This window comes from Pseudomonas sp. B2M1-30 (assembly GCF_025447575.1).
GTDB lineage: Bacteria > Pseudomonadota > Gammaproteobacteria > Pseudomonadales > Pseudomonadaceae > Aquipseudomonas > Aquipseudomonas botevensis.
This window is the reverse complement of the sequence record NZ_JAOEJT010000003.1, coordinates 509809-534849: the sequence shown is the minus strand read 5'-3', so window position 1 is coordinate 534849 and position 25041 is coordinate 509809. Positions and strand designations below refer to the sequence as shown.

At 62.2% G+C, this 25041-nt stretch carries 20 protein-coding genes; 5 read left to right on the top strand and 15 right to left on the bottom strand.

Annotated elements, in window-relative coordinates; genetic code table 11:
* Nucleotides 1-52: 52 nt before the first annotated feature.
* From N8H74_RS08990 to N8H74_RS08955, 8 genes are all read right to left on the bottom strand, one after another.
* Complete coding sequence (locus N8H74_RS08990; protein ID WP_262146950.1) at nucleotides 53-1411, bottom strand: LLM class flavin-dependent oxidoreductase; 1359 nt, start codon at nucleotides 1409-1411, stop codon at nucleotides 53-55.
* Entirely contained in the window at nucleotides 1411-2604 is a 1194-nt protein-coding gene (locus tag N8H74_RS08985; protein ID WP_262146949.1) for an SfnB family sulfur acquisition oxidoreductase, read from the bottom strand. The genes N8H74_RS08990 and N8H74_RS08985 overlap by 1 nt, the downstream gene beginning before the upstream one ends.
* A gap of 38 nt (nucleotides 2605-2642) precedes the next feature.
* Nucleotides 2643-3884 carry an SfnB family sulfur acquisition oxidoreductase gene (locus N8H74_RS08980; RefSeq protein ID WP_262146948.1) on the bottom strand — a complete coding sequence of 414 codons (1242 nt, stop codon included), beginning with the start codon at nucleotides 3882-3884 and terminating at the stop codon, nucleotides 2643-2645.
* 884 nt (nucleotides 3885-4768) lie between these two features.
* Nucleotides 4769-5533: a hypothetical protein gene (locus N8H74_RS08975; RefSeq protein ID WP_262146947.1), complete on the bottom strand. Its 765-nt coding sequence runs from the start codon at nucleotides 5531-5533 to the stop codon at nucleotides 4769-4771.
* 472 nt (nucleotides 5534-6005) lie between these two features.
* Nucleotides 6006-6755 (bottom strand): L-cystine ABC transporter ATP-binding protein TcyN, encoded by a 750-nt coding sequence (tcyN, locus tag N8H74_RS08970; protein WP_262146946.1) that lies wholly within the window; start codon nucleotides 6753-6755, stop codon nucleotides 6006-6008.
* Nucleotides 6756-6759: 4 nt separating this feature from the next.
* On the bottom strand, nucleotides 6760-7425 hold the full coding sequence (tcyL, locus tag N8H74_RS08965) for a cystine ABC transporter permease (RefSeq protein WP_217831765.1): 666 nt from the start codon (nucleotides 7423-7425) through the stop codon (nucleotides 6760-6762).
* Entirely contained in the window at nucleotides 7425-8225 is an 801-nt protein-coding gene (gene tcyJ / locus N8H74_RS08960) for a cystine ABC transporter substrate-binding protein (protein ID WP_217831766.1), read from the bottom strand. Before tcyJ ends, tcyL begins: the two co-directional genes overlap by 1 nt.
* Before the next feature lie 292 nt (nucleotides 8226-8517).
* Nucleotides 8518-9510: a D-cysteine desulfhydrase gene (locus N8H74_RS08955; RefSeq protein WP_262146945.1), complete on the bottom strand. Its 993-nt coding sequence runs from the start codon at nucleotides 9508-9510 to the stop codon at nucleotides 8518-8520.
* 190 nt (nucleotides 9511-9700) lie between these two features.
* Between N8H74_RS08955 and epsC the strand changes: the two genes are divergently transcribed.
* Both epsC and betT read left to right on the top strand, forming a co-directional pair.
* The gene (epsC, locus tag N8H74_RS08950) at nucleotides 9701-10627 is read left to right on the top strand and encodes a serine O-acetyltransferase EpsC (RefSeq protein WP_262146944.1); all 927 of its coding nucleotides are present in this window, start codon (nucleotides 9701-9703) and stop codon (nucleotides 10625-10627) included.
* Between the two features lie 471 nt (nucleotides 10628-11098).
* Nucleotides 11099-13060, top strand: a complete 1962-nt coding sequence (gene betT / locus N8H74_RS08945) for a choline transporter BetT (RefSeq protein WP_262147113.1) — start codon at nucleotides 11099-11101, stop codon at nucleotides 13058-13060.
* Nucleotides 13061-13084: 24 nt separating this feature from the next.
* Here the strand turns inward: betT and N8H74_RS08940 are convergent, their stop codons facing one another.
* Both N8H74_RS08940 and N8H74_RS08935 read right to left on the bottom strand, forming a co-directional pair.
* Nucleotides 13085-13345 (bottom strand): hypothetical protein, encoded by a 261-nt coding sequence (locus tag N8H74_RS08940; RefSeq protein ID WP_262146943.1) that lies wholly within the window; start codon nucleotides 13343-13345, stop codon nucleotides 13085-13087.
* Nucleotides 13346-13584: 239 nt separating this feature from the next.
* Complete coding sequence (locus N8H74_RS08935) at nucleotides 13585-14622, bottom strand: LacI family DNA-binding transcriptional regulator (protein WP_262146942.1); 1038 nt, start codon at nucleotides 14620-14622, stop codon at nucleotides 13585-13587.
* Nucleotides 14623-14827: 205 nt separating this feature from the next.
* Between N8H74_RS08935 and N8H74_RS08930 the strand changes: the two genes are divergently transcribed.
* From N8H74_RS08930 to mgrA, 3 genes are all read left to right on the top strand, one after another.
* Nucleotides 14828-17053, top strand: coding sequence for a TonB-dependent receptor (locus N8H74_RS08930; protein WP_262146941.1), 2226 nt, complete (start codon nucleotides 14828-14830; stop codon nucleotides 17051-17053).
* A 1-nt stretch (nucleotide 17054) separates the two neighbouring features.
* Nucleotides 17055-18374: an LLM class flavin-dependent oxidoreductase gene (locus N8H74_RS08925; RefSeq protein WP_262146940.1), complete on the top strand. Its 1320-nt coding sequence runs from the start codon at nucleotides 17055-17057 to the stop codon at nucleotides 18372-18374.
* A 65-nt stretch (nucleotides 18375-18439) separates the two neighbouring features.
* Nucleotides 18440-19477, top strand: a complete 1038-nt coding sequence (gene mgrA, locus N8H74_RS08920) for an L-glyceraldehyde 3-phosphate reductase (RefSeq protein WP_262146939.1) — start codon at nucleotides 18440-18442, stop codon at nucleotides 19475-19477.
* An 89-nt stretch (nucleotides 19478-19566) separates the two neighbouring features.
* On the opposite strand, the gene tauD is transcribed toward mgrA, so the two are convergent.
* From tauD to gshA, 5 genes are all read right to left on the bottom strand, one after another.
* The gene (tauD, locus tag N8H74_RS08915) at nucleotides 19567-20409 is read right to left on the bottom strand and encodes a taurine dioxygenase (protein WP_217831774.1); all 843 of its coding nucleotides are present in this window, start codon (nucleotides 20407-20409) and stop codon (nucleotides 19567-19569) included.
* A 56-nt stretch (nucleotides 20410-20465) separates the two neighbouring features.
* Nucleotides 20466-21305 carry a taurine ABC transporter permease TauC gene (gene tauC, locus N8H74_RS08910; protein ID WP_262146938.1) on the bottom strand — a complete coding sequence of 280 codons (840 nt, stop codon included), beginning with the start codon at nucleotides 21303-21305 and terminating at the stop codon, nucleotides 20466-20468.
* Nucleotides 21302-22096 (bottom strand): taurine ABC transporter ATP-binding subunit, encoded by a 795-nt coding sequence (gene tauB / locus N8H74_RS08905; RefSeq protein ID WP_262146937.1) that lies wholly within the window; start codon nucleotides 22094-22096, stop codon nucleotides 21302-21304. The genes tauC and tauB overlap by 4 nt, the downstream gene beginning before the upstream one ends.
* A gap of 15 nt (nucleotides 22097-22111) precedes the next feature.
* A complete protein-coding gene (gene tauA, locus N8H74_RS08900) occupies nucleotides 22112-23089 on the bottom strand; it encodes a taurine ABC transporter substrate-binding protein (RefSeq protein WP_262146936.1) in 978 nt (325 codons plus the stop codon).
* Between the two features lie 331 nt (nucleotides 23090-23420).
* A complete protein-coding gene (gshA, locus tag N8H74_RS08895; RefSeq protein ID WP_262146935.1) occupies nucleotides 23421-25004 on the bottom strand; it encodes a glutamate--cysteine ligase in 1584 nt (527 codons plus the stop codon).
* Nucleotides 25005-25041: the final 37 nt, after the last annotated feature.

The window sequence follows — 25041 nt, the reverse complement described above, 5'->3', positions numbered from 1 at the left end:
GAATTTTTATGTCCGGGCAAGGCCCGTGGGAGCGGGCTTGCCCGCGAAACTTTCAGCGGCGCAACGCCGATCCCGTGTGTTGCGGCGGCAGATGCGCTGTGCCGTGGAACAGCTTTTCCCGCAGGCTGCCGTCGTCATAAGCGGTCTTGTACGACCCGCGCCGTTGCAGCTCCGGAATCACCAGGTCGATGAAGTCCACATAGCTTTCCGGGGTGACGATGCGGGTCAGGTTGAAGCCGTCGAGGCCGGTTTCGGCGATCCACGATTCCAGCTCATCCGCCACTTGCTGCGGCGAACCGACCACGGTGATGTAGCGACCGCCGAGGGCGTGCTGGTCGAGCAATTTGCGGCGGGTCCAGTCGTTGTTCTGCAGGTTCTTGGTGGCCGACTGGATCGCGTTGCTCTTCACGTACTGGATCGGTTCGTCGATCTCGTACTGGGAAAAATCGATCCCGGTGGACGCCGAAAAATGCGCCACGCCGGCTTCGGCGCTGGCGTAACTCAGGTACTCGGCGTGCTTGGCCCAGGCCGCTTCCTCGGTGGCGCCGACGATCACGTTCAGGCCCATGAACACCTTGATGTCCTCTGGATTGCGCCCCGCTTGGACGGCGCTGGCGCGTACCTTGTCCACCTGAATTTTGGTCGACGGCTTGTTCTGACCGCTGATGAACACGCACTCCGCGTGACGTCCGGCGAACAGCAGGCCGCGATCGGAACTGCCGGCCTGGAACAGCACGGGTGTGCGTTGCGGCGACGGCTCGCACAGGTGATAACCCTCGACCTGATAGAACTCGCCCTTGTGCTCGACCTTGTGGACTTTGTCCGGCAAGGCGTAGACCCGCTCTTGCGGGTCGTTGAGCACCGCGTCGTTTTCCCAGCTGCCTTCCCAAAGCTTGTAGAGGACTTCGAGGTACTCGTCGGCCTGGTCGTAACGCCGGTCATGCTCGACTTGTTCGCTGAGGCCCATGGCCTTGGCGGCGCTGTCCAGATAACCGGTGACAATGTTCCAGCCGACCCGTCCACGGCTCAGGTGATCGAGGGTCGACATGCGCCGGGCGAACAGGTACGGCGGCTCGTAGGTGAGGTTGGCGGTGAGGCCGAAACCGAGATTTTTCGTCACCGCCGCCATCGCCGAAACCAGCAGCAACGGATCGTTGACCGGCAACTGGATCGACTCCTTCAGCGTCACGTCCACCGCGTTCTGATAGACGTCGTACACGCCGACGATGTCAGCGATGAACAGGCCGTCGAACAGTCCGCGCTCCAGCAGTTGTGCCAGTTCGGTCCAGTACTCGATGGTCTTGTAGCGGGTCGAGGTATCGCGCGGATGCGTCCACAAACCATGGTTGATGTGGCCGATGCAGTTCATGTTGAACGCGTTGAGCAGGATCTTCTTTTTTGCCGCCGTCATCAGATGGTCCCCCGCAGCGGAGGGTTTTCATCGTTGAGGTAGTAGTTGCCGACCGCGTGGTATTTCCAGCGCACCGGGTCGTGGAGGGTATGCACCCGGGCGTTGCGCCAGTGCCGGTCGAGGCCGTGTTCAATCAGGGTGGCCTGGCTGCCGGCGAGTTCGAACAGGGTGCTGCCGGCAGCGAGGGAAATTTCGGTGCTGATCGCCCGGGCTTCGGCCACGGCAATCGATGCGGCGGCGACCGTCTCGGCATTGGACTCGGCCTGCGCCGCATCGACGAATTCGCCGGCACGCTCGAGCAACGCTTCGGTGGCGTGCAGGCGGATGCTCAAGTGGCCGAAGCTCTTGAGGGTCAGCGGGTCTTCGGTGGCGTTGTCGTTGCCCGAGTCGATCCATGGCCGGGTCTTGCTGCGCACGAAGTGCAACGCGTCCTCGAAGGCGGCGCGGGCGATGCCGGTGTCGATGGCGGCGTGGAGAATCTGCGCCAGCGGGCCGACCGTGGTCGGGCGCTCGAAAGCGCTCTGGAATGCAACCACGTCTTCGGCGGCGACGTACACATCCTCGAATACCACCGAGCCGCTGCCGGTGGTGCGCTGGCCGAAGCCGCTCCAGTCGTCGATCACCGTCAGGCCCTTGCTGTCGCGAGGGACGAAGGCCAATTGCTGCACGCCGTTTTCATCGACCACCAACGTCGGAATGCGCTGCGCGTAGATCGCACCGGTCGCGTAGAACTTACGCCCGTTGATGTGGAAGCCGTCGCCATGGCGAGTCAGGCGGGTGATGCGGTCGTGGGCGGTTTTGGTGCCCAGTTCCGCCAGCGCATTGCCGAAGCGTTGGCCGGCGAGTGCTTCGGCGTACAGGCGTTGTTTCTGCTCGTGGCTGCCGTTCACGCGCAGCACTTCGAGGGCATAGAAATGGTTCTGCGGAATCTGCCCGAGGGAACCGTCGGCCCGGGCGATCAGGGCGATGACTTTGGCCAGGGTCACGTTGGACACACCGGCGCCGCCATATTCCCTGGGGACGCTGATGCCCCACAGACCGGAGCGGGAAAACACCTCCAGTTCCGCCAGTGGCAGGCGTCGTTCGCGGTCACGCAGGTTGCTGTCGCGCTGGAAATCTTCGGCCAGGTCGCTGGCGACGATCAGGGCTTGCTCGTCGCTGGTGATGACCGCGACGGGATGAGAAAGAGTCATGTGTTTCTCCAGAGATCTGGTCAAAAGTGTTCTGGTCGTCAAATCCAGGAATGACGAGCCGGCAACGTGCCGTTCAAGCGATAGGCGCCGACCGCGTGATACTTCCAGCGCACCGGGTCGTGCAGGGTGTGGACCCGGGCATTGCGCCAGTGACGGTCGAGGTTGAATTCGGCGAGGGTGGCGCGGCTGCCGGCCAGCTCGAAGAGCTTTTCGCTGGCCAGCAACGAGATTTCGGTGGTCAGCACCTTGGCCTCGGCCACGGCAATCGAGGCGCGGGCGGCGGATTCGGCGGTGAGCGGCGCGGCATGTACCTGATCCAGCACTTGCCCGGCCTTGCGCAGCAGCGCTTCGGCGGCGTGCAGTTCGATTTTCAGTTTGCCGATATCGGCGATCACATAGAGGTCATCGCTGGCGCGTTCGACCTTGGCATCGATCCATGGCCGGGCGCGGGTCTTGACGAACTCGATGGCGTCATCGAGGGCACCACGGGCGATGCCGGCGTCAATTGCAGCCTGGATCAACTGCGACACGGCGCCCTGGGTGTTGGGCTTTTCGTTGATCTTCCAGTTGTCCACCACGAGGTTCGACTCGACCCGCACGTTGTTCAGCAGAATCGTGCCGCTGGCGGTGGTGCGCTGGCCGAAGCCCGACCAGTCGTCGACGATGCGCAGGCCCGGCGTGCCGCGCCTGACGAAGGCCAGCACCTGTTTGCCGTCATCGTTCAGCGCCTTGACCGCGACCCAGTGGGCAAAGAGGGCGCCGGTGGAATAGAACTTCTGGCCGTTGATCACGTAATCGTCGCCATCGGCGGTGATCCGCGCTTTCAGTTCCAGCGTGTTTTTGGTGCCGCGCTCCGGCCCCGCATTACCGATGCGCCAGCCTTCGAGCACGCTCTGGAACAGCTGGTGTTTCTGCGCTTCGGTGGCGCTGCCGAGCACCAGATTGATGATGCCGAACTGGTTTTGCGGAATCTGCCCCAGGGCCGGGTCCGCTGCGGAAATGATCGCGAACACCTCTGCCAGGGTGACGAAGGAGACCTGTGGCCCTCCGTATTCGCGGGGGATGGCGATGCTGCCGAGGCCGCTGCGGGTGAACTGTTCGATTTCCGACCACGGCAGCTTGCGCTGACGGTCGCGTTTGGCGGCCTGCACGCGGGCGACTTGCGCCAGATCATGGGCAGCCTTGATGGCTTGTGCGTCGTTGCGCAGGACTTGCGCGGGCAACAACAACGGGGCGATGTCCAGGTCACTCTGGACGTTTGCGTCTGCCAGACTGGACATCAGTGCCGCTCCTTGGCTGCACGCAATGCCCTGGCGATCTGCACTGGGGTGATTGGGTTCCGGACCATGTTACCTACCTCACATTTCATGAAAAACGCCGCAGGTTTGCGGCGAATGGAAGAATGTCCGGTGGTCCGGTTTATATACCCTAAGCTTGTGTAAAAATTAAATAAACTAACTTTTAGGAATATGTATAGAAGGGGGTATGGACGGGTTGGTTAGGGGGGAGTTGGCGGCCTCTGGGCCGACCATGCTCTTGTCTGGTTTGGGGGAATATCCGTTGCTTCGGGTGTTTTTGCTGGCGGTTTCGCCCTTACGGCGAGTCACCTTTTTCAGACGCCGGAATGCCGGCCCAGCAAAAAGGTAACCCAAAAGGCTTTGCCCCGGCGTTCGGCCCCTCGCTAAGGCTCGGGGTTCCTTCGTTACGGGATTCATCCGGGGGCATCGCCTACGGTTTGCTGCGCTGCACCTCCTCTCGATGTGTTTGGCTTCGCCAAACGGTCGCTGCGCTCCCACCCCCGGATAAATCCCTCCACTCAGCCTGCCGAAGGGGCCGGCACGGCAAGATCAAAAGCGGTACTCGAGCTAACGCTCATCGTGTTGAGTGGTGAGAGGCGGATGCGGACTTCGCGGGCTGCCTTTGCCTTTGCCTTTGCTTTTGCTTTGTTTTTGTGGGAGTGGGCTTGCTCACGAATGTGGCTTCGGGCCGACCTGGTTTTGGTGGATGTACATTTTTTTCTGCCACCTCGATCAGTTCCCTCTCCCTCCGGGCGGTCCGACGTTTCGGGAGGGCTAGGGTGAGGGCCGCGTCTTCGAGTCTGTTTGAAGATGTGCCTGAGTTCACAAACCTCGGCGGCCTGACAGCCGTCCTGCAAGGGCTGTGGTTATTCTCGGCGCGGTTCGGCAGCCTTGGGCAGGATTTTGAGCGGTACTTTCAGGTAGGGGTTCGTGCAACCGATTTTCAAGGTGCGCGGCGGCGCCCAGCGTGAGTTGTTGCCGACCCGGTCGAGGATGCAGTAGGTCACGTCCAGGCGCAGGTCTTCGCCGGCTTCGAGGATGATGGCCGGTGGCACCCAGACCTGGATCGGATGGCCGACATCCGTCTTGCCAATGGGGGGCAAGTCCATGCGTACGTCGCCCCAGCGCAGGGTGATGTCATCGCCTTCGGCCATGTTCAGGTAAGGCTCGATGGTCAGTGGCACGCCGCGTCGGATCTGATTTGTATTGACCCCGCGTCGGCAGATGACTTCGGGCAGGCTGACCGGCGGCAGATACTGATTTTCCTCTTCGCAGCTCGGCGCGAATGGGCCGCCGGGGCAATCCAGTTTGACCTGGACGCGGGTGGTGGCCGACAGCGCCGGTTTGCGGCCGACTTGCATGACCCGGTAGTGCAATCGGGGGGCGCCGTTGATGATGAAGCTCTCCGGCACCCGCAGGCTGATCGTCTTGCCGACGTCGGCGGCGCTCAGCAGGTGGGAGGCGACGTAGCAGCCGTCCCAGAACAGCTCGATCAGGTCGCCGCTGTCCATGCCGGGATAGGGCTCGACTTCAACCGACAGGTTGGCGGCCGCCAGAATGTTGATGCCGGCCCGGTGTGCTTGCGCAAGTGTCGGTGGCGCCAGTGGCGGGGTGTCAGAGATGCAGGTCATCGGTTTCTCTCCTTGAAAGTCTTGCAACGAAGTCCGTTTCTGAAAGAACGAATGGCGTGAATTACCAGGCAATAAAACAGTGGAGCGCTTTTGAAGTTTTATCGAGTCTGGTTGAAGTAGCGGGCGCCGGTTTACGACTAGATAAGAGTTCGCTGGAAGAGGTGTCAAGGCAGCGGATTAGTTAATTCGTGAATTACCGATTAATCAGAAAGCTCCTACGCCTTGCTGTTAATAGGCCTAGGATACGCGGGGAAAAGAGCCACGGATTACGCCGGTTTTTCGGCTGTTTTGCCATCCGTATCGATGAGGCAGAAAGTTATAAAGCGATAAGTCAAGGACACGAGGAAGATGTTGCAGGACATATATATGTGTCACGGCAATAGTGTTTGTATTGTGAATGCCGCAAGGTAATTTTTATCGAGTGAAACATCACTTCCATCCATGGAAGTGAGTGGTAGTACATCGAAAGTTCTCAGGGGTGGTTACGGAACTTGCTGAGGAACTGACGGGTACGTTCTTCTTTCGGATTGGCGAACAGTTCTTTGGCTTCACCTTGCTCGACGATCACGCCCTTGTCGAAAAACACCACGCGGTTGGCCACGTCACGGGCGAAGGCCATTTCGTGAGTGACGATGACCATGGTGCGTTTCTCTTCGGCGAGGCCGCGAATGGTTGCCAGTACTTCGCCCACCAGTTCCGGGTCGAGGGCCGAGGTCGGCTCGTCGAACAGGATCACTTCCGGCTCCATCGCCAGCGCCCGGGCGATTGCCACGCGCTGTTGCTGGCCGCCGGACAGGCGCCGTGGATAGGCGTCTTCCTTGCCCGCGAGGCCGACCTTCGCCAGCAGCTTCTTGCCCAGGGCAATGGCGTCGGTGCGGGGCGTCTTCTTGACCACGATCGGGCCTTCGATGACGTTTTCCAGGGCGGTGCGGTGGGGGAACAGGTTGAAGTTCTGGAACACGAAACCCACGTGCTGGCGCAGGTTGCGCACCAGGCCCTGCTGCTGGTTCAGCGGGCGGCTGGTATCGATCTCGATATCGCCGACCTTGATCCGGCCGCTGGTGGGTTGCTCGAGGAAGTTCAGGCAGCGCAGGAACGTGGTCTTGCCCGACCCGCTGGGGCCGATGATGGCCACGACCTCGCCTTCCTTCACTTGCAGATCGATGCCGTTGAGCACGACTTGACCCTTGAACTGCTTTGTCAGTTTTTCCACGACAATCATGGGGTCAGGACTCCTGGTCGTGCCGATTGACCCGCTCTTCCAACTTGTTCTGCAGGTGCGAGAGCACCGTGGCGAGAATCCAGTAGATCAGCGCGGCGGCAAGATACATGGTGAAGACTTCGAAAGTCCGGGCAGTGATCAGTTGCGCCTGGCGGAACAGCTCCGGCACCTGGATGGTGGCGGCCAGTGCGGTGTCCTTGACCAGTGAAATGAAGCTGTTGCCCAGCGGCGGCAAGGCCGTGCGCATCGCTTGCGGCAGGATGGCCCGGCGCAGGGTCTGCGCGCGGGTCATGCCGATGCTCGCAGCAGCTTCCCATTGGCCGCGTTCGATCGAACCGATCGCGGCACGCAGGATTTCACAGGCGTAGGCAGCCATGTTCAGCGAGAAGCCGATCAGGGCCGCCGGCAGCGGATCGAGTTCCAGACCCAATTGCGGCAAGCCGTAATAGATCACGAACAGTTGCACCAGCAACGGCGTGCCGCGAAAGAACGACACGTAGATGCGGGCCAGCCAGCTCACCGATTTGAAGCGCGACAGGCGCATCAGCGCCAGGCCGAAACCCAGCACCAGGCCGAAGAACATGCCGCCGAGGCTGAGGATCACCGTGTAGTACGCGCCCTTGAGCAGGAAGGGCGCGGAGTCCAGCGCGAGTTGGAAAGCCTCTTCCATTATTTCGTGACGTCAGCTTGGAAGTATTTTTCCGAGATCTTCGCCAGGGTGCCGTCGGCACGCAGCTCGTCGAGGGCCTTGTTCACGGCGGCCAGCAGTTCCGGCTCGCCTTTGCGCAGGGCGATACCGGATTCCTGACGGGAGAACGCCTGACCGGCAGCGACGGTTTTCGGGGCTTTCTTGGCGTATTCGAGGGCTGCCAGGCGGTCGATCAGAATGGCGTCGGTACGGCCGTTGTTCAGGTCGGCGAACTTGGTCGGATCATCGTCGTAGGTGCGCACGTCGGCGCCCGGAACGTTGGCGCGGACCCACTGTTCGTAGTTGGTGCCCAGGCCTACGCCGACTTTCTTGCCGGACAGGTCAGCGGCGGACTTGATGTTCAGCGCCGCTTCCTTGTCCTTCAGCACCAGCGCCTGAATCCCGGAGATGGTGTACGGTTCGGAGAAGTCATACTTCTTCTTGCGCTCGTCGGAGATGGTCACCTGGTTGACCACCACGTCCAGACGCTTGGATTCCAGCGCTGCAAGGATGCCATCCCATTTGGTCGGCTGGATCTTGGCCTTCACGCCCAGCTTTTGCGCCAGGGCTTCGGACAGCTCGACTTCGAAACCGGCCAGTTTGCCGTCGGCGTCAACGAAGGAGAACGGTGGATAAGTGCCTTCCAGGCCGACGTTGATAACGCCTTTGTCCTTGATCTGTTTCAACTGCTCACCGGCAACCGCGTTGCCGATCAGGCCGGCGCTCAGCGCCAGGCCCAGCGAACCTACCAGCAGATTGCGACGTAGTGCGGAAAAATTCATGACAAGCCCCTGTGTTTTCTTATGGAAGACGCTTAAGGAAAGGTGGCGAATCCGGGATTTGGACGACAGCGCTATCCTGCCTTAAAGCAGCTTATGCGTCTCTCGCGAAATTCGCCTGCGGCGAGACTATATGACTGCTTTCTTAGAATTGAAAATAATGAATTTTATTTTTGTTATTCGTTATTTGAATATGCGCAAGTTGAGTATTTGCTGAGCATTCCCACGTTCAGCCGTGGGAATGCCGCCCGAGACGCTCCGCGTCCCCCGCGAGTGGCGGACGCAGAGCGTTTCTTCAAAGAAAGTCTTTGTAGGCGAACAACGCCGGCGCTCCGCCGGTGTGCAGAAAGATGATCGGCCCTTCATCGAAGCGCCCGCGACCAATGCCGTCGAGCAACCCGGCCATGGCCTTGCCGGTGTAGACCGGATCGAGCAGCACGCCGTCCTGACCCGCCAGCAGCTTGACCGCCGCCAGGGTGCCGGCATTCGGTTCGCCATAACGCGGGCCGAAGTATTCGTCCCACAGTTCGACCTTGAAGCTGTCCGGCAGCGCCACGCCCAGCAGGTCGGCGGTGCGTTCGGCCAAGCCCTGGACTTTCGGGCGTTGATCTTCTTCGCTGCGCGACACGGTCACGCCGATCACCGGCAATTGCGGCAACGCTTCGCTCAGGGCCAGTGCCAGGCCGCTATGGGTGCCGGCGCTGCCCGAGGCCAGGACCACGGCGGCGAAGTCCAGGCCGGTGTCCTTGATCTGCTCGGCCAGCTCCAGGCCGGCGCGCACATACCCCAGGGCACCGAGGGCGTTGGAGCCACCGATCGGCACCAGATACGGTTTCTTGCCGTTGCTGCGCAGGCGCACGGCGAGGGCGGCCAGTTGTTCGTCAGCGTTGTCGAGGTTGTCGACCAGTTCGACCTTGGTGTCGAACAGATCCAGCAGCAGGCGGTTGCCGTTGCCGGTGTAATTGCCGTCGTCGGTGCCCAGCGGATTTTCCAGCAGCGCCACGCAGCCAAGACCCAGTCTGGCGGCGACTGCGGCGGTCTGGCGGACGTGGTTCGATTGCAGCGCGCCGGCGGTGATCAGGGTATCGGCGCCCTGGGCGAGCGCGTCGGCGGCGAGGTATTCGAGTTTGCGCAGCTTGTTGCCGCCCATCGCCAGCGGCGTCAGGTCATCGCGCTTGATGTACACCTCGCGGCCGAGCCAGGCGGAGAGGCGTTCGAGTTTTTCCAGGGCTGTGGGTTGGCCGAGCAGGTCGAGACGATTAAAGCGGTCCAGCTGTTGTTTGATCATGAGCCTGTACTGGCGGAGGAAGATCACAGGACTATAGGCACCCCGATTTACCGGGGCAACCGCCAATCGCTTATAGCCAAACGTGCTGAGGCCAGCACTATCGGTTCTTAATTCGCACCCTTTGCGTTGCCGTAAAGTAGTCGCCGTTGACGCGGCCAGACAGTCCGGCCGCCCGTGAGGAGTCTTTACCGTGAGCGAGCGTTCCAGCCATTGGCAATTGCAGACCATCGTCAGCCAACTGCGTACCGCGCGAGATCAGTGGCGTACGCAAAATGGCCGCGCCAGCGGCGAGCAGGGAGGCCGTGAGTTACCGTCCCGGGCGGCGATGGCGGAGATTCTCGAAGCCCTGTGTGGCGCGCTGTTTCCGATGCGGCTGGGGCCGGTGGACCTGCGTGAAGAGAGCGAGGATTTCTACGTCGGGCATACCCTCGATGTGGCGTTGAATGCGCTGTTGGCCCAGGCGCGTCTCGAACTGCGCTACGTCGCGCGGCACAGCGCCCAGGTCGACACCGAAGTCGAAGCTCAAGCGATCCGGATCATCCAGGACTTCGCCCTCGCCCTGCCGGGCCTGCGCAGTCTGCTCGACACCGATGTGCTGGCCGCTTATCACGGTGATCCGGCGGCGCGCAGCGTCGATGAGGTGTTGTTGTGCTATCCGGGAATTCTGGCGGTGATTCACCATCGCCTGGCCCATCATCTGTATCGCGCGGGTCTGCCGCTGCTGGCGCGGATCAGCGCGGAAATCGCGCATTCGGCCACCGGCATCGACATCCATCCGGGTGCGCAGATCGGCCGCAGCTTCTTCATCGACCATGGCACCGGTGTGGTGATCGGCGAGACCGCGATCATCGGCGAGCGGGTGCGGATTTATCAGGCGGTGACCCTGGGCGCCAAGCGCTTCCCGGCGGATGAGGACGGTCAGTTGCAGAAGGGCCATCCACGGCATCCGATCGTCGAGGACGATGTGGTGATCTATGCCGGGGCGACGATTCTGGGGCGCATCACCATCGGCAAGGGCTCGACCATCGGCGGCAACGTGTGGCTGACCCGCAGCGTGCCGGCGGGGTGCAATCTGACCCAGGCCAATCTGCAGCATGATGACGGGACGCAGAAGTAAAACATCAAAAGCCACCCTCACCCCAGCTCTCTCCCGGAGGGAGAGGGCGCCGACGGAGGTGTCTTGCGCTATACATCGACCTGAAAGAACCAGTTGATTATGGATTCGGTGCAGCAAGATCAGGTCGGCGTAACTCTTAAGCATCCCCCAATCAGTCCCCTCTCCCTCCGGGAGAGGGTTAGGGTGAGGGCGCTTTTGACTTTGATTTTTCCACTGAACGAATCCGCCCAAACCCCCGTCATACCCCTCCTCAAGCGGCCGTACGAAAACGACCGTCCAGCCCCGGGATTAGTCCTTAGCGTGCTATCCATGTTTAACTTGAACGTTCATTCAAGTTAAACCGGCGGTTCGCTGCCCGCTCACAACAGGAGGCTTGCCTTTGCTGAGTCCGATCATTTCAGCCACTTCCCAACGCCACGAGGTGCACGTTTCATGAGTGCATCGTCCACCCCCGCCAGCGGTCTGGTGCGGATGAATCCGCCGGTATTCTGGTTCGCCGCGACGGTGATCCTGTTGTTTGGTCTTGTCGTCATCGCCATGCCGGAACAGGCCGGTGCCTGGCTGCTGCAAGCGCAAAACTGGGCGGCCAACACGGTTGGCTGGTACTACATGCTGGCGATGACCCTGTATCTGGTCTTCGTGGTGGTCACCGCGTTATCGGGCTACGGCAAGATCAAACTCGGTGCCGACCACGACGAGCCCGAGTTCAGTTACCTGTCCTGGGCCGGCATGCTGTTCGCCGCCGGGATCAGCATCACGCTGTTTTTCTTCTGCGTGTCCGAACCGTTGACGCACATGATCCAGCCGCCTCAAGGCGAGGCCGGCACCGCCGCGGCAGCGCGTCAGGCGATGCAGATTCTGTTTCTGCACTGGGGCCTGCATGGCTGGGGCGTGTTCGCCTTTGTCGGCATGGCGCTGGCGTATTTCGCCTACCGGCACAACCTGCCGCTGGCCCTGCGGTCGGCGCTGTATCCGCTGATTGGCAAGCGCATAAACGGCCCGATCGGTTACGCGGTGGATGGTTTCGGCATCATCGCCACGGTGTTCGGTCTCGGTGCCGACATGGGCTTCGGCGTGCTCCATCTCAACTCGGGCCTGGACTACCTGTTCGGCATCGCCCACACCCAATGGATTCAGGTTGGCCTGATCACCTTGATGATGGGCGCGGCGATCATCGTCGCCGTCTCGGGGGTGGATAAAGGCGTGCGGGTGATGTCCGACATCAACATGCTGCTGGCCTGCGCGCTGCTGCTGTTCGTGTTGTTCGCCGGCCCCACCCAGCATTTGCTCAATACCCTGATCCAGAATCTGGGTGACTACCTGGGTGCCTTGCCGACCAAGAGTTTCGACCTCTACGCCTACGACAAACCGAGCGACTGGCTCGGTGGCTGGACGGTGTTCTACTGGGCCTGGTGGATCGCATGGTCACCGTTCGTGGGCCTGTTCATCGCGCGGATTTCCCGTGGCCGCACCATCCGCGAGTTCGTCTTTGGCGTGCTGTTGATTCCGCTCGGTTTCACCCTGGCGTGGATGTCGATCTTCGGCAACAGCGCTATCGATCAGGTGCTCAACCACGGCATGTCGGCGCTGGGCATGTCGGCCCTCGACAACCCGTCGATGACCCTTTACCTGCTGCTGGAAACCTATCCGTGGAGCAAGACCGTCATCGCCGTGACGGTGTTCATCAGCTTCGTGTTCTTCGTCACCTCCGCCGACTCCGGCACGGTGGTGCTCTCGACCTTGTCGGCCAAGGGCGGCAACCCGGATGAAGACGGGCCGAAATGGTTGCGGGTGTTCTGGGGCGCAATGACGGCGCTGATCACCAGCGCGTTGCTGTTCTCCGGCAGCATCGATGCGCTGAAGTCGGCGGTGGTGCTGACCTCGTTGCCGTTCTCGCTGATCCTGCTGCTGATGATGTGGGGCCTGCACAAAGCGTTCTATCTGGAGTCGCAGAAGCAGATCGCGCAGTTGCATTCGCTGGCGCCGGTGTCCGGTTCGAAGCGCGGCAAGGGCGGCTGGCGGCAGCGCCTGAGTCAGGCCGTGCACTTCCCGTCGCGCGATGAGGTGTACCGTTTCATGGATTCCACGGTGCGCCCGGCCATCGAAGAAGTGACGGCGGTCTTCGTCGAGAAGGGCCTGCACGTGGTCACCCAACCGGATCCGGCGCACGACAGCGTCAGTCTGGAAATCGGCCATGGCGAGTTGCATCCGTTCATCTATCAGGTGCAGATGCGCGGCTACTTCACGCCATCGTTCGCACGCGGAGGCATGGGTTCCAAGCAAATCAACAACCGCCGCTACTACCGCGCCGAAGTGCATCTGAGCGAGGGCAGTCAGGATTACGATCTGGTGGGCTACACCAAGGAGCAGATCATCAACGACATCCTCGACCAGTACGAACGGCACATGCAGTTCCTGCATCTGGTGCGTTGATCGGAGCAGGGCGCCGAGGTGATTTCAAGACTCGGCGCTCAGCACCATGAATAGCACCATCGCCGCCATCGGCACGCCGAACACCGCGCTGCCCACGGCGATTTCCGACCCGACCGATTGCCCGGCATGCACCACGCCGACCGCGCCGTTGATCACGGTCAGTGCCAGCCACAACGCCGCAAAACTGTAAGCCAGGGTCTGCCGACTGAAGCCAACCCGCTCGCCGATATACAGCATCAGGGCGAGCAGGATCAGGCCGAAGGTGATGATGATCGTGGTGTGCATGGACGCGCCTGTGGGGTATGCGGGGTCTGAGCGGCCGCTTTCGTGAGCAAACCCGCTCCCACGGGGAACGGGTGCTGCTCACGAGGTTATTTAGAGCATAGTCAAAGTGGCCTTTCAGGATCGCGCCAATTTATCTGAGGCCAAATGTACTTTTCCAGCCTGGTCCACATCCTTGTGGGAGTGGGCTTGCTCGCGAAAACGGTAGATTCCCTGCGTGAGCGACGACTGACACGGCGCCTTCAGGTGCTCTCGCGCGCGATCACCTGGCACTGCAGCAGGTTCAGCTGTTGCACATCGTCGCTCGGCAGCACGCCGAGGCTTTCCAGCACCCGTGTTGCCGCCAGTACGCCGATCTCCAGCGCCGGTGGTTTGATGGTGCTCAGACTGGGCAGGAGCATTTCGGCGAACGGGTAGTCGCCGAAGCCGAGGACGGCGCAGTCCCGGGGGATTTGCAGGCCGGCGCGCTGGCCGGCGAGCAGGCCACCGGCGGCGAGGTTGTCGTTGGCGAAGATGATCGCGTCGGGGCGCGGTGAGGCGTTCATCAGGGCTTGCATCGCCTGCTTGCCGGCCTCGAATGGCGCGCGGTCGGCGTCCGGGGCGAACACCCAGGGTTCAAGCCCCGACTCGCGCACGGTGGCGGCGTAACCATCGCGGCGCTCAAGGGCACTGAGGTCGCCGGGGGCGCTGTTCTGGACGAAGGCGATGCGCCGATAACCTTTGTCCAGCAGATACCGAGCAGCACTCACCCCAACCTCGAAATGCGAAAAACCGATCTGCATCGGTTGGCGTTGCGGTTGGTAATCCCAGGTTTCGATCACCGGGATATCGGCTTCGGCGATCATCTTTTCCGTGCCGGCGCTGTGGAAGTGGCTGGTCAGCACCAGCGCCGCCGGCGACCAGCCGAGAAACGCCCGCACCGCGTTTTCTTCCTGTTCGGCGCTGAAGTAACTGGACGCCAGCAACAGCTGATAACCATGACGACTGAGGGTGTCGCTGAAGCCCTGAATGGTATTGGCGAAGATCGGCCCGGAGATGTTCGGAATCACCATGCCGACGATTTTCCCCCGCGCCGAGGCCAGGCCGCCGGCCACCAGATTCGGCACATAACCCAACTCCGCCACCACCGCCGCAATCCGTTCGCGGCGCTCGGGTGAAACCTGATCTGGCTGATTGAAATAGCGCGATACGGTGATGGCCGATACACCGGCCTGACGCGCCACCGCGCTGAGGGTCACGCGCCCGGCGCCACGGCGTTTGCGGGGCTTTTCTTCGCTCAAGGCTTGATCCTTCCTAAAAACCAAAACGCATATAAAAGTAATTTTTCAGTATTGGACGCTCTATGTGCCGCTTGCCAATACTGGCGATGTTAGCGCTAACAATACGCGCTGTCTGCTACTCGCTCGAGCGAATGCCCAAGACACCGATACAGGCGCTGTCGTCGCAGAACGGCAGCGGTTCAGGGCCATTTTCGAGCGGGCAAGCATGCACAACATTCCTGGGGCGACACACAAACTGGCGCAATCGATTCGCGCTGCGGGCTGGCTGTTCACCGGGCTGGCGGCGCTGCCGCTGGCCGATGCACTGGCCGCCGACAGCAGCGATCAGGAGCCGACACTCAAGTCCGTGACGGTCACCGCCACCCGCCGTGAAGAGTCGCTGCAAAAGGTTCCGGTGGCGGTATCGGTGATCGACGGCGAGCAACTGGAACGCGACAACCGCAACGGCGTGGCGAGCATCGTCCAGCAAGTGCCGTCGCTGAATTTCCGTACCGGCGCGTCGAACAAGGACACCTCGTTGTTCGTGCGAGGCGTGGGAACGATTTCCACCTCGCCGGGCGTCGAGCCGACCGTGGCCACGGTGATCGATGGCGTGGTTTACGCCCGTCCCGGCCAGTCGACCCTCGACCTGCTGGATCTGGAGCGCGTCGAAGTCCTGCGCGGCCCGCAAGGCACGCTGTTCGGCAAGAACGCGTCGGCCGGCGTGCTCAACATCACCAGCAAGGCACCGACCAACGACACCCACGGCTACATCGACCAGTCGTACTACAGCGGCAATGAAAGCCGCACCCGCTTCGGCATTGGCGGCAGCCTGATTCCGGACACGCTCAAGGGTTCGATCAGCACCCTGTTCGGCACCTACGACGGCAACGTCGACAATCAGCACAACGGCCAGGAGGTCAACGGCTACAACCATCGCGGCGTGCGCGGCAAGCTGGAGTTCACCCCGAACGACGACGTCACCTTCACCCTGATTGCCGACTACATGCAGTCCCACGATGACGGTCCGAACGGTGTCGTCACCAAGGCCCTGACCCCGGCATTCGCCAACGCGCTGAGCCCGGTCGGCGCCACCAGCCACAATCGCGACATCAACACCGATACCCGCAGTCACGTCGAAGACATCAACAAAGGCCTGTCCGGTCAGCTTGACTGGCAACTGGGTGATTACACCCTGACTTCGATCACCGCCTGGCGCGGCTGGGACAACACCCAGTATCAGGATGGCGACCGTCTCGGCACCGTGACGGCGGCATTCCCCGGCACGGCGGACAAGGGCGACCTGGCGTTCGACCAGTATTCGCAGGAGCTTCGCCTGGCCTCGCCGAAAGGCGAATTCCTCGAATACGTCGGCGGCCTGTTCTACATGCACGGCAAGGACGAAGAGACCTACCGGCGCACGCTGACCACCACCACGCGCACTGATCGCGGCGTCGCCGACTACAGCACCACCAGCGACAGCTACGCAGTGTTCGGCGAAAGCACGCTGAATTTCACCCCGGATTTTCGTGGCATCGTCGGTCTGCGCTACACCCACGATGAGCTGGAATACGACCACCGTCGCGTCTCGACATCGGCGACCACAGTCAGCGGCATTCAACCGGCGACAAGTAGCTCAGGTTCGGTGGACGAGGACGGCTGGTCCGGGCGTCTCGGCGTGCAATACGACCTGAGCGACGCGGTCACCACCTACCTGACCTATTCGCGCGGCTACAAAGGTCCGGCCTACAACGTGTTCTTCAACATGCAGCCGCGCGACACCGAAGCGCTGAAACCGGAAACCTCCAACACCTGGGAGGCGGGGATCAAGGCGACGAGCTGGAACAATCGCCTGACCACCAATCTCGCGATTTTCCACAGCGACTACGACAACTATCAGGCGAACTTTTTCGACACCGTCGCCGGGCAAGTGGTGACGCGTCTGATCAACGCCGGCAGCGTCAGCACCGAAGGCGTCGAACTCGACTACGCCTTGCAGGCGACCCAGCAACTGAAACTGTCCGGCGCACTGGCCTACACCCGCGCGCGCATCGACGAATTCGCCTGCCCGGCGGGTGCGGCGGCGTCCTGCAACGTCAACGGCAAACCGCTGCCGTTCAGCCCGGACTGGAAAAGTTACGTGCGCGCCGACTACACCATCCCGCTGGATAACGGCCTGGATATCGAACTCGGCACCGATTACAGCTGGCAGAGCGAAGTGCAGTACGACATCAGCCAGAACGCCGACACCAAACAGGGTGCCTACGGCCTCTGGAATGCCAGCGTTGCGTTGGCCGATTACACCCATGGCTGGCGCGTGGCGCTGCTGGGCAAGAACCTCACCGACAAGTCCTACTCGCCATTGCTCGCCAGTGGTGGCAACTACATCTACCGCGCCGTGCCACGGGATGACGAACGCTACTTCGGCGTGCAACTGCGCAAGGATTTCTGAGATGAGCCGACAGCTGAAACTCGGCGCGTTCCTCATGGCCACCGGGCACCACGTCGCGGCGTGGCGCCATCCGGAGGTGCCGGCCAACGCGGGACTGGATTTCGCCCATTACAAACGCCTGGCGCAGATTGCCGAGGCCGCGAAGTTCGATGCGCTGTTCGTCGCCGACAGCGTCGCCGCGCCGACCCAGGACATCGCCAGTCGCATGGCGCGCTCGGATCATTTCGAACCGCTGACCCTGCTCTCGGCCCTGAGCGCCGTGACCGAACACATCGGCCTGATCGCCACCGCCACCACCAGCTACAACGAGCCCTACCACGTGGCGCGCAAATTTGCCTCGCTGGATCACCTGTCCGGCGGGCGCGCCGGATGGAATCTGGTGACCTCGGACAACGCCGCCGAAGCACTGAATTTCGGCCGCGACCAACACCTCGGCCATGCCGAGCGCTACAGCCGTGCCCGGGAGTTTCATCAGGTGGTGACCGGGCTCTGGGACAGTTGGCAGGACGACGCCTTCGTTCGTGACAAGGCCAGCGGCACGTATTACGACCCGGAAAAACTGCATGTGCTGGATCACGTCGGCGAGCACTTTCGGGTCAAGGGGCCGCTCAATGTCGCGCGCTCACCGCAAGGGCAACCGGTGATTGTCCAGGCCGGTTCCTCCGAAACCGGCCGCGAGCTGGCGGCGCAGACCGCTGAAGTGGTGTTCACCGCGCAGACTTCGCTGGCCAGTGCCCAGGCGTTCTACGCCGATCTCAAAGGGCGTCTGGGGCGGTACGGGCGCAGCGCCGATTCGTTGAAAATCATGCCGGGTGTGTTTGTCGTCGTCGGGCAATCGGAGGCCGACGCCCAGGAAAAATGTGAAACGTTTCAGCAATTGGTCGAACCCGAGGTTGGCGTCGCGCTGCTTGGGCGTATGCTGGGCAACTTCGATCTGTCGAAGTACCCGCTGGACGGGCCGTTGCCGCAGCTGCCGCTGACCGACAGCGGTCAGCAGAGCCGGCAGAAACTGCTGACCGAACTGGCCGGCCGCGACAACCTGACGCTCGCCGGACTTGGCCGGCGGATTGCCGGAGGTCGCGGGCATTACAGCCTGGTGGGCACCCCCGCGCAGATCGCCGACCGCTTGCAGGAGTGGTTCGAGCAGGGCGCGGCGGATGGCTTCAACGTGCTGGTGCCGCACCTGCCCGGCGGACTCGAAGACTTTGCCAACAACGTGGTCCCGGAACTGCAACGGCGCGGGCTGTTCAGAACGGAATACGAAGGCCGGACATTGCGCCAGAACCTTGGCCTCGCCCGGCCCGGCAATCGATTTGCGTAGCGCCCTTCGCGAGCCTGCCCGCGAAGCTATCGACACCATTTTCAAGACCGACAAGAGAGGATTCGATGACTTACACCGCTGCCGAAAACCGCTATGACTCCATTCCCTACCGTCGCGTCGGACGCAGCGGCCTGGTGCTGCCGGCGCTGTCTCTGGGCCTTTGGCACAACTTCGGCGACAGCACGCCGATCGACACCCAGCGCGCCTTGCTGCGCACGGCGTTCGACCTGGGGATCAACCACTTCGACCTGGCCAACAACTACGGCCCGCCCTACGGCAGCGCCGAGATCAATTTCGGTCGCCTGCTGCGTGAAGATTTCAAGCCGTATCGCGATGAGCTGATCATCTCCAGCAAGGCCGGCTGGGACATGTGGCCCGGCCCTTACGGCCAGGGCGGTGGCTCGCGCAAATACGTCCTCGCCAGCCTCGACCAGAGCCTGCAACGCCTCGGCCTGGACTACGTGGATATCTTCTATTCGCACCGCTTCGACCCGGACACCCCGCTCGAAGAAACCGCCAGCGCTCTTGCCACCGCCGTGCAGCAGGGCAAGGCGTTGTACATCGGCATCTCGTCGTACTCCGGGGTGAAAACCCGCGAAATCGCCGCGTTGCTCAAAGAGTGGAAAGTGCCGCTGCTGATTCACCAGCCGGCCTACAACCTGCTCAACCGTTGGGTGGAAAAGGATCTGCTCGACACCACCGATGAACTGGGCACCGGCGTGATTGCCTTCACCCCGCTGGCGCAAGGCCTGCTCACCGACAAATACCTCAACGGCGTGCCGGCGGATGCGCGGGTCAATCGTCCGGGCGGTGGTTCGTTGCTGCCTTCGCATCTGTCCGAGGCCAATATCGCCCATGTGCGAGCACTGAACGAGATCGCCAAGCGTCGCGGCCAGAGCCTGGCGCAACTGGCCCTGGCCTGGACCCTGCGCGACCCGCGGGTGACCTCGGCCCTGATCGGCGCGAGCCGGCCGGAGCAGATCATCGAGAACGTCGGGGCGTTGAAGAACCTGAGTTTCAGCGCCGAGGAGCTGGCGGAGATCGATCGGTTTGCCCAGGAGGGTGGGATCAATCTTTGGGAGAAGCCTTCGACGGCGGAGTAAGCGTTCGGCGCCGGATTATCCGGCGCCTGTTTCGGCCTCTTCGCGGGCTTGCCCGCGACAGGGTCTCACATTCAATCAAGAATCCGGGTTCAGCGAAAAAACGGCACATCCCCCAACACCGTCGCCCGCTGCATCACCCGCCGCGCCGGGCGGTAGTCGTCCACTGCGTAGTGCTGGGTCACGCGGTTGTCCCAGAATGCAATATCGTCTTTCTGCCAGCGCCAGCGAATGGTGAATTCCGGGCGGGTGGCGTGGGCGAACAGAAACTTCAGGATCGCCTCGCTCTCTGTCTCCGACAGTTCATTGATCTTCGAGGTGAAACCTTCATTGACGAACAGCGCGCGCCGGCCGCTCACCGGATGGGTGCGAATGACCGGGTGCGACAACGGTGGATTCTTGCGTCGTGCCTCTTCCCACTGCGTCAGCGCTTCGGGTGTGTTGCCGTAGCGTTCCAGCGGAAACGAGCGGGTGAAATCGTGCGTCGCGGTCAGCCCTTCGAGCAGGGCTTTCATCGGTGCCGACAGTGCTTCATACGCAGCAATTCCGCTGGCCCACAACGTATCGCCACCGAACTCGGGCAGGAGCTTGGCACTGAGCACCGCGCCCATGGCCGGGGTCGGCAGGAAGGTCACGTCGGTGTGCCAGATCGCGTTGTCGCGCACGTCGGTGACGGCGGTGTCGAGGATCAGCACCTCCGGTTGTTCCGGCACGTTCGGGTAGATCGGATGAATGTGCAGATCGCCGAAGTAATGGGCGAAGCGCGCCTGTTGCGCCGGCTCGATCGGCTGGTTGCGGAAGAACAGCACCTGATATTCGAGCAACGCCTGTTCGATGGCGTCGCGTTGTTCCAGGTTCAGCGGCTGGCTGATGTCGACGCCGCTGATCTGCGCGCCGAGGGCCGAGCTTAAAGGGACGATGTTCAGGCTGCTCATGGTGGTTCTCGTCAATTGCGTGGCCCCGAACTGTCGGGGTAGTCAGTGCAGAAAAATCAGTGAGCCTGGCCGTGCCACGGCACCAGTTTGCGTTGCAGGGCGCGCAGGCCCATTTCCATGGCGAAGGCGATCAGGGCGATGACCAGAATCCCCAGCACCACCACATCGGTGACCAGGAACTGCGCGGCCGACTGCACCATGAAGCCCAGGCCGCTGGTGGCCGCGATCAGTTCGGCGGCGACCAGCGTCGACCAGCCGACCCCCAGGCCAATCCGCACGCCAGTGAGGATGTCCGGCAGGGCACTCGGCAAAATCACGTGGCGGATCAGTTGTGCACGAGTGGCGCCCAGCGACTGCGCGGCACGCAACTTGGCCGGGTCGACGGTGCGCACGCCGGTGGCGGTGGCAATCGCGATCGGGGCGAAGATCGCCAGGTAGATCAGTAGCACTTTCGACAACTCGCCGATGCCGCACCAGATCACGATCAATGGCAGATAGGCCAGTGGCGGAATCGGCCGGTAGAACTCGATCAATGGGTCGAGCACTCCCCGGGCGATGCGGTTGGCGCCGATGGCGATGCCCACCGGCACGGCGGTGAGAATGGCAAAACCGAGGCCCAGGCCGATGCGGCCCAGGCTCGCGCCCAAGTGCTGCCATAGGGTCGAATCCATGTAGCCGCTGGTTGCCAGCAACCAGCCTTTTTGCAGCACGGCCGAAGGGGGTGGCAGGAACAGCGGCTCGATCAGACCGGTGGCAGTGATCGCCCACCAGCCCAGCAACAAGGCGAACAAGGTCAACACGCTGATCCAGCGGGTGCTGAGGCGGCGGCGCACAGGAATTGCCACCGATGGCACGGCGGATTTCACCGCCGCTGCGGAAACGTCGTAACTGCTCATGCGCGCTCCTGCCGCTGGGCGGCGCTGCGTTGCGAGAACACTTTGGCGAGCACGTGTTCGCGGGTTTCGATGAAACGCGGATCGGACTTGATCGCCCGCGCCGATTCGCCGGCGGCGTAACGCTGGCCAAAGTCCAGGTGCAGGCGTTCGACGATCTGCCCCGGATTGGGTGCCAGCAGAATCAGATCCGTGGCGAGGAACACGGCTTCTTCAATGTCGTGGGTAATCAGGAACACCGGTTTGGCGGTGCGTTGCCAGACTCGCAGCAACAGCTCCTGCATCTGTTCGCGGGTGAACGCATCAAGGGCGCCGAACGGTTCGTCCATCAGCAACACCCGTGGGTCGGCGGCGAGGGCGCGGGCCAGACCGACACGCTGTTTCTGTCCACCGGAGAGCTGCCAGATTCGACGTTTTTCGAAACCCGAGAGATCGACCAGCGCGAGCATTTCCCGGGCGCGCTGTTCGCGTTTGTCCTTGGCGACGCCGGCCAGTTCAAGGCCGAAGGCGACGTTGGCCAGGACGTCCTGCCACGGCAGCAGGGCATCGTCCTGGAACACCACGCCGCGTTCGGCGCTCGGGCCTTTGACGGGCACGTTGTCGAGGGTGATGCGCCCGGCGCTGGGTTCGACGAAGCCGGCGATCAGGTTCAACAGCGAGGTCTTGCCACTGCCGGACGGGCCGAGGGCCACCAGCAACTGCTGAGGACCGAGGCTCAGGGAAATATCCGACAACACCGGTTCCGGGCTGCCGGGGTACTGTGCGCTGATGCGCTCCAGCTGTAGCAAGGCCATCGCAGTCGCTCCCGATCAGTTGGTGATGTACTTGGCGCTGACGTACGGCGCGTAGTCCGGCAGCACCGCCTCGACCTTGCCTTGTTCCTTGAGGAACGCGGCGGTGTCGGTGATGGCTTTGGTGGTCGGCGCGCCGAGGTCAGTGACCTGATCCGCCGCCAGCGGGTAGACGTTGCCTTGCAGCAGCAGCGGAATATCGCTGGCCTTGGCGCCGGACAGTTTCACCAGTTTGTCGACGTTGCCCTTGTCGGCGAGCCAGGCTTGCGGGTCCTTGCGGTATTCGGCGTAAGCGTCGAGGGTGACCTTGGCGAACGCGGTGACGATTTCCGGGTGTTTCTCGGCGAAGTCCTTGCGCACGATCCAGGCATCGAAGGTCGGCGCACCGAACTTGGCCAGTTCGCCGGAAGTAATCAGCACCTTGCCGTTTTCCTTGGCCACGCCCAGCGCCGGATCCCAGACGTAGGTGGCGTCGATGTCACCGCGTTTCCAGGCGGCGATGATCGCGGGCGGAGCCAGGTTGAGGACGGTGACTTTCGACGGATCGATGTTCCAGTGCTTCAGTGCGGCGAGCAGGCTGTAGTGACCGGTGGACACGAACGGCACGGCGATTTTCTTGCCGAGCAGATCCTGTGGCGTCTTGATCCCGGAACCGTCGCGTGCGACCAGCGCTTCGGCAGCGCCGATCTGGGTCGCGATGAGGAAGGTTTCCACCGGGACTTTGCGGGTGATCGCCGCGGTCAGCGGGCTGGAACCGAGGTAGCCGATCTGCACGTCGCCGGAGGCGATGGCGGCAATGACGTCGGCCCCGTTATCGAATTTGCGCCAGTTGATGTCGGCCTTGGTGGCTTTTTCATAGGCGCCGTCGGCCTGGGCGACTTTCGCCGGGTCAACGGTGGTCTGGTAGGCGACGGTGAGGTCGGCGGCCTGAGCCAGGAAGCTCGCGGCAGCCAGGGAGGCCACGGCCAGCAGGCGAAGCGGGAATGTCAGTTTCATGGGAGAGCTCCATATCAGGCGACCGAGCGTCGGCGTGAAAGGAGACTAAATGATCTAAGAATCTAAAAATAAATAACTTTTTAGAATGAGCTTATTAGCGGAAAAATCTAAGCCGAGGGGGATATTTCGGATTCTTCGTTCGACGTGAGATCTTCTCCCCCTCACCTCAACCCTCTCCCCCAAGGGGGCGGGGGGGAAGGGGGCCGATCGGGGGCTTTTCAAAATTGGAGTTCGGCTCGGTATTTCAAGTCGGCGCACCTCGCACCCACAACTCGGTCAGTCCCCTCTCCCTCTTGGAGAGGGCAAGGGGAAAAGATCCAAAGCCGATCGATCAGTTGCTGATCGCCAGAATGCTCGCCTGGTACGCCCCGACAAACACGTCGAAATCGCCCACTTCGTTCTGCTCCAGCTCAGCCTGTTGTGCCAGCGACGAGCGCGCCAGTTCTTCGAACTTCGCCTGTTCATCAGCCGCCAGCGGCTCGCTGCGGAAGAACTCCGCGTGGGCCTTGCTCTGACGCAGGGAGAACTGCGCGAAGCTTTCCTTGTGTTCGGCCATTGCCGCCAGCACCTGGGCCGATGGCGTCAGGGACGGGTCGCTGACTTTCGCCAGTTGCGCATCGAGGGCCTTGCTGTGGGCATCACCGCCATGGCTCTGATCCAGCAGCGCGGCGAGCGGGGCGATCTGCTCCAGCAGTTCGCCGGCCCATTGCTTGAGGTCGACCGGTTGACCGTCGCGCTGCAATTGCAGGCCCGGACGGCGACCTTCCTTGACCACGCTGAGGAAGTTCGACGTGGCGTTGCCGCAACTGGTGTTGGTCAGCAGCGGGCTGTCGTTGAGCGCGCAGTACAGCAGGAACGCATCGAGGAAGCGCGATTCGGTGACGTCGATGCCCATCGGCAGGAACGGGTTGATGTCCAGGCAACGCACTTCGACGTACTGGATGCCACGGGCCATCAGGGCCTGGATCGGCCGCTCGCCGGTGTAGGTCACGCGTTTCGGGCGGATGTTGGAGTAGTACTCGTTTTCGATCTGCAGGATGTTGGTGTTGAGCTGCACCCACTCGCCATCCTGATGCGTGCCGACTTCGACGTACGGCGCGTAAGGCGTGGCGACGGCCTGGCGCAGGCTGTCGGTGTAGCTCGCCAGGTCGTTGTAGCACGGCGTCAGGCCGGCCTGGGCGTTGCTCTGGTAACCGAGGTCGCTCATGCGCAGGCTGGTGGCGTACGGCAGGTACAGGGTGTCCGGGTCCAGTTGTTCGAGTTGATGCGCACGGCCGCGCAGGAAACCCGCGTCCAGCGCCGGCGAGGCACCGAACAGGTACATCAGCAGCCAGCTGTAGCGACGGAAATTGCGGATCAGCGCGATATAGGACGACGACTGGAAGTCGCGGTCGGTGCCGACGAAGCCTTCGGTCTGCTTGAGCAGTGGCCAGAGCTTTTCCGGCAGGGAGAAGTTGTAGTGAATCCCGGCAATGCATTGCATGGTCTTGCCGTAACGCAGGGCCAGGCCCTTGCGGTAGACGTACTTGAGCTGACCGATGTTGGAGGTGCCGTAGTAGGCAATCGGGATGTCTTCCTCGGCCGGCAGCGGGCACGGCATCGACGGACTCCACAGGAATTCGCTGCCGAGCTTGCTGTAGGCAAAGCGATGAATCTTGTCCAGGCTCGCCAGCGTATCGGCCGGGTCGGGCAGGGCCGGGGTGATGAACTCCAGCAGCGACTCGGAATAGTCGGTGGTGATCTGTTCGTTGGTCAGTGCGGAACCCAGGCTTTCCGGGTGCGGCGTTTGCGCCAGACGACCCTCGCCGGTCACGCGCAGGCATTCACGTTCGATGCCGTGCAGGCACTGCTCAAGCAGGGAGAGGTTGGCGCGCTCACCGAGCAGAGCCAGGCGGCGGTTGAGAAGTTCGCTCAATTTGGATTCCTTCACGCGTCAGTCGCCCCAATATGGG

Coding starts and splice junctions, on each gene's coding strand:
- tauC (WP_262146938.1), bottom strand. CDS start 21,305: ATGAGCAGTTACGACGTTTCCGCAGCGGCGGTGAAATCCGCCGTGCCA.
- N8H74_RS08925 (WP_262146940.1), top strand. CDS start 17,055: ATGAGCCGACAGCTGAAACTCGGCGCGTTCCTCATGGCCACCGGGCAC.
- N8H74_RS08930 (WP_262146941.1), top strand. CDS start 14,828: ATGCACAACATTCCTGGGGCGACACACAAACTGGCGCAATCGATTCGC.
- N8H74_RS08940 (WP_262146943.1), bottom strand. CDS start 13,345: ATGCACACCACGATCATCATCACCTTCGGCCTGATCCTGCTCGCCCTG.
- N8H74_RS08980 (WP_262146948.1), bottom strand. CDS start 3,884: ATGTCCAGTCTGGCAGACGCAAACGTCCAGAGTGACCTGGACATCGCC.
- N8H74_RS08975 (WP_262146947.1), bottom strand. CDS start 5,533: ATGACCTGCATCTCTGACACCCCGCCACTGGCGCCACCGACACTTGCG.
- tauA (WP_262146936.1), bottom strand. CDS start 23,089: ATGAAACTGACATTCCCGCTTCGCCTGCTGGCCGTGGCCTCCCTGGCT.
- N8H74_RS08955 (WP_262146945.1), bottom strand. CDS start 9,510: ATGATCAAACAACAGCTGGACCGCTTTAATCGTCTCGACCTGCTCGGC.
- betT (WP_262147113.1), top strand. CDS start 11,099: ATGAATCCGCCGGTATTCTGGTTCGCCGCGACGGTGATCCTGTTGTTT.
- tauD (WP_217831774.1), bottom strand. CDS start 20,409: ATGAGCAGCCTGAACATCGTCCCTTTAAGCTCGGCCCTCGGCGCGCAG.
- N8H74_RS08985 (WP_262146949.1), bottom strand. CDS start 2,604: ATGACTCTTTCTCATCCCGTCGCGGTCATCACCAGCGACGAGCAAGCC.
- tcyL (WP_217831765.1), bottom strand. CDS start 7,425: ATGGAAGAGGCTTTCCAACTCGCGCTGGACTCCGCGCCCTTCCTGCTC.
- mgrA (WP_262146939.1), top strand. CDS start 18,440: ATGACTTACACCGCTGCCGAAAACCGCTATGACTCCATTCCCTACCGT.
- tcyN (WP_262146946.1), bottom strand. CDS start 6,755: ATGATTGTCGTGGAAAAACTGACAAAGCAGTTCAAGGGTCAAGTCGTG.
- tcyJ (WP_217831766.1), bottom strand. CDS start 8,225: ATGAATTTTTCCGCACTACGTCGCAATCTGCTGGTAGGTTCGCTGGGC.
- tauB (WP_262146937.1), bottom strand. CDS start 22,096: ATGGCCTTGCTACAGCTGGAGCGCATCAGCGCACAGTACCCCGGCAGC.
- N8H74_RS08990 (WP_262146950.1), bottom strand. CDS start 1,411: ATGACGGCGGCAAAAAAGAAGATCCTGCTCAACGCGTTCAACATGAAC.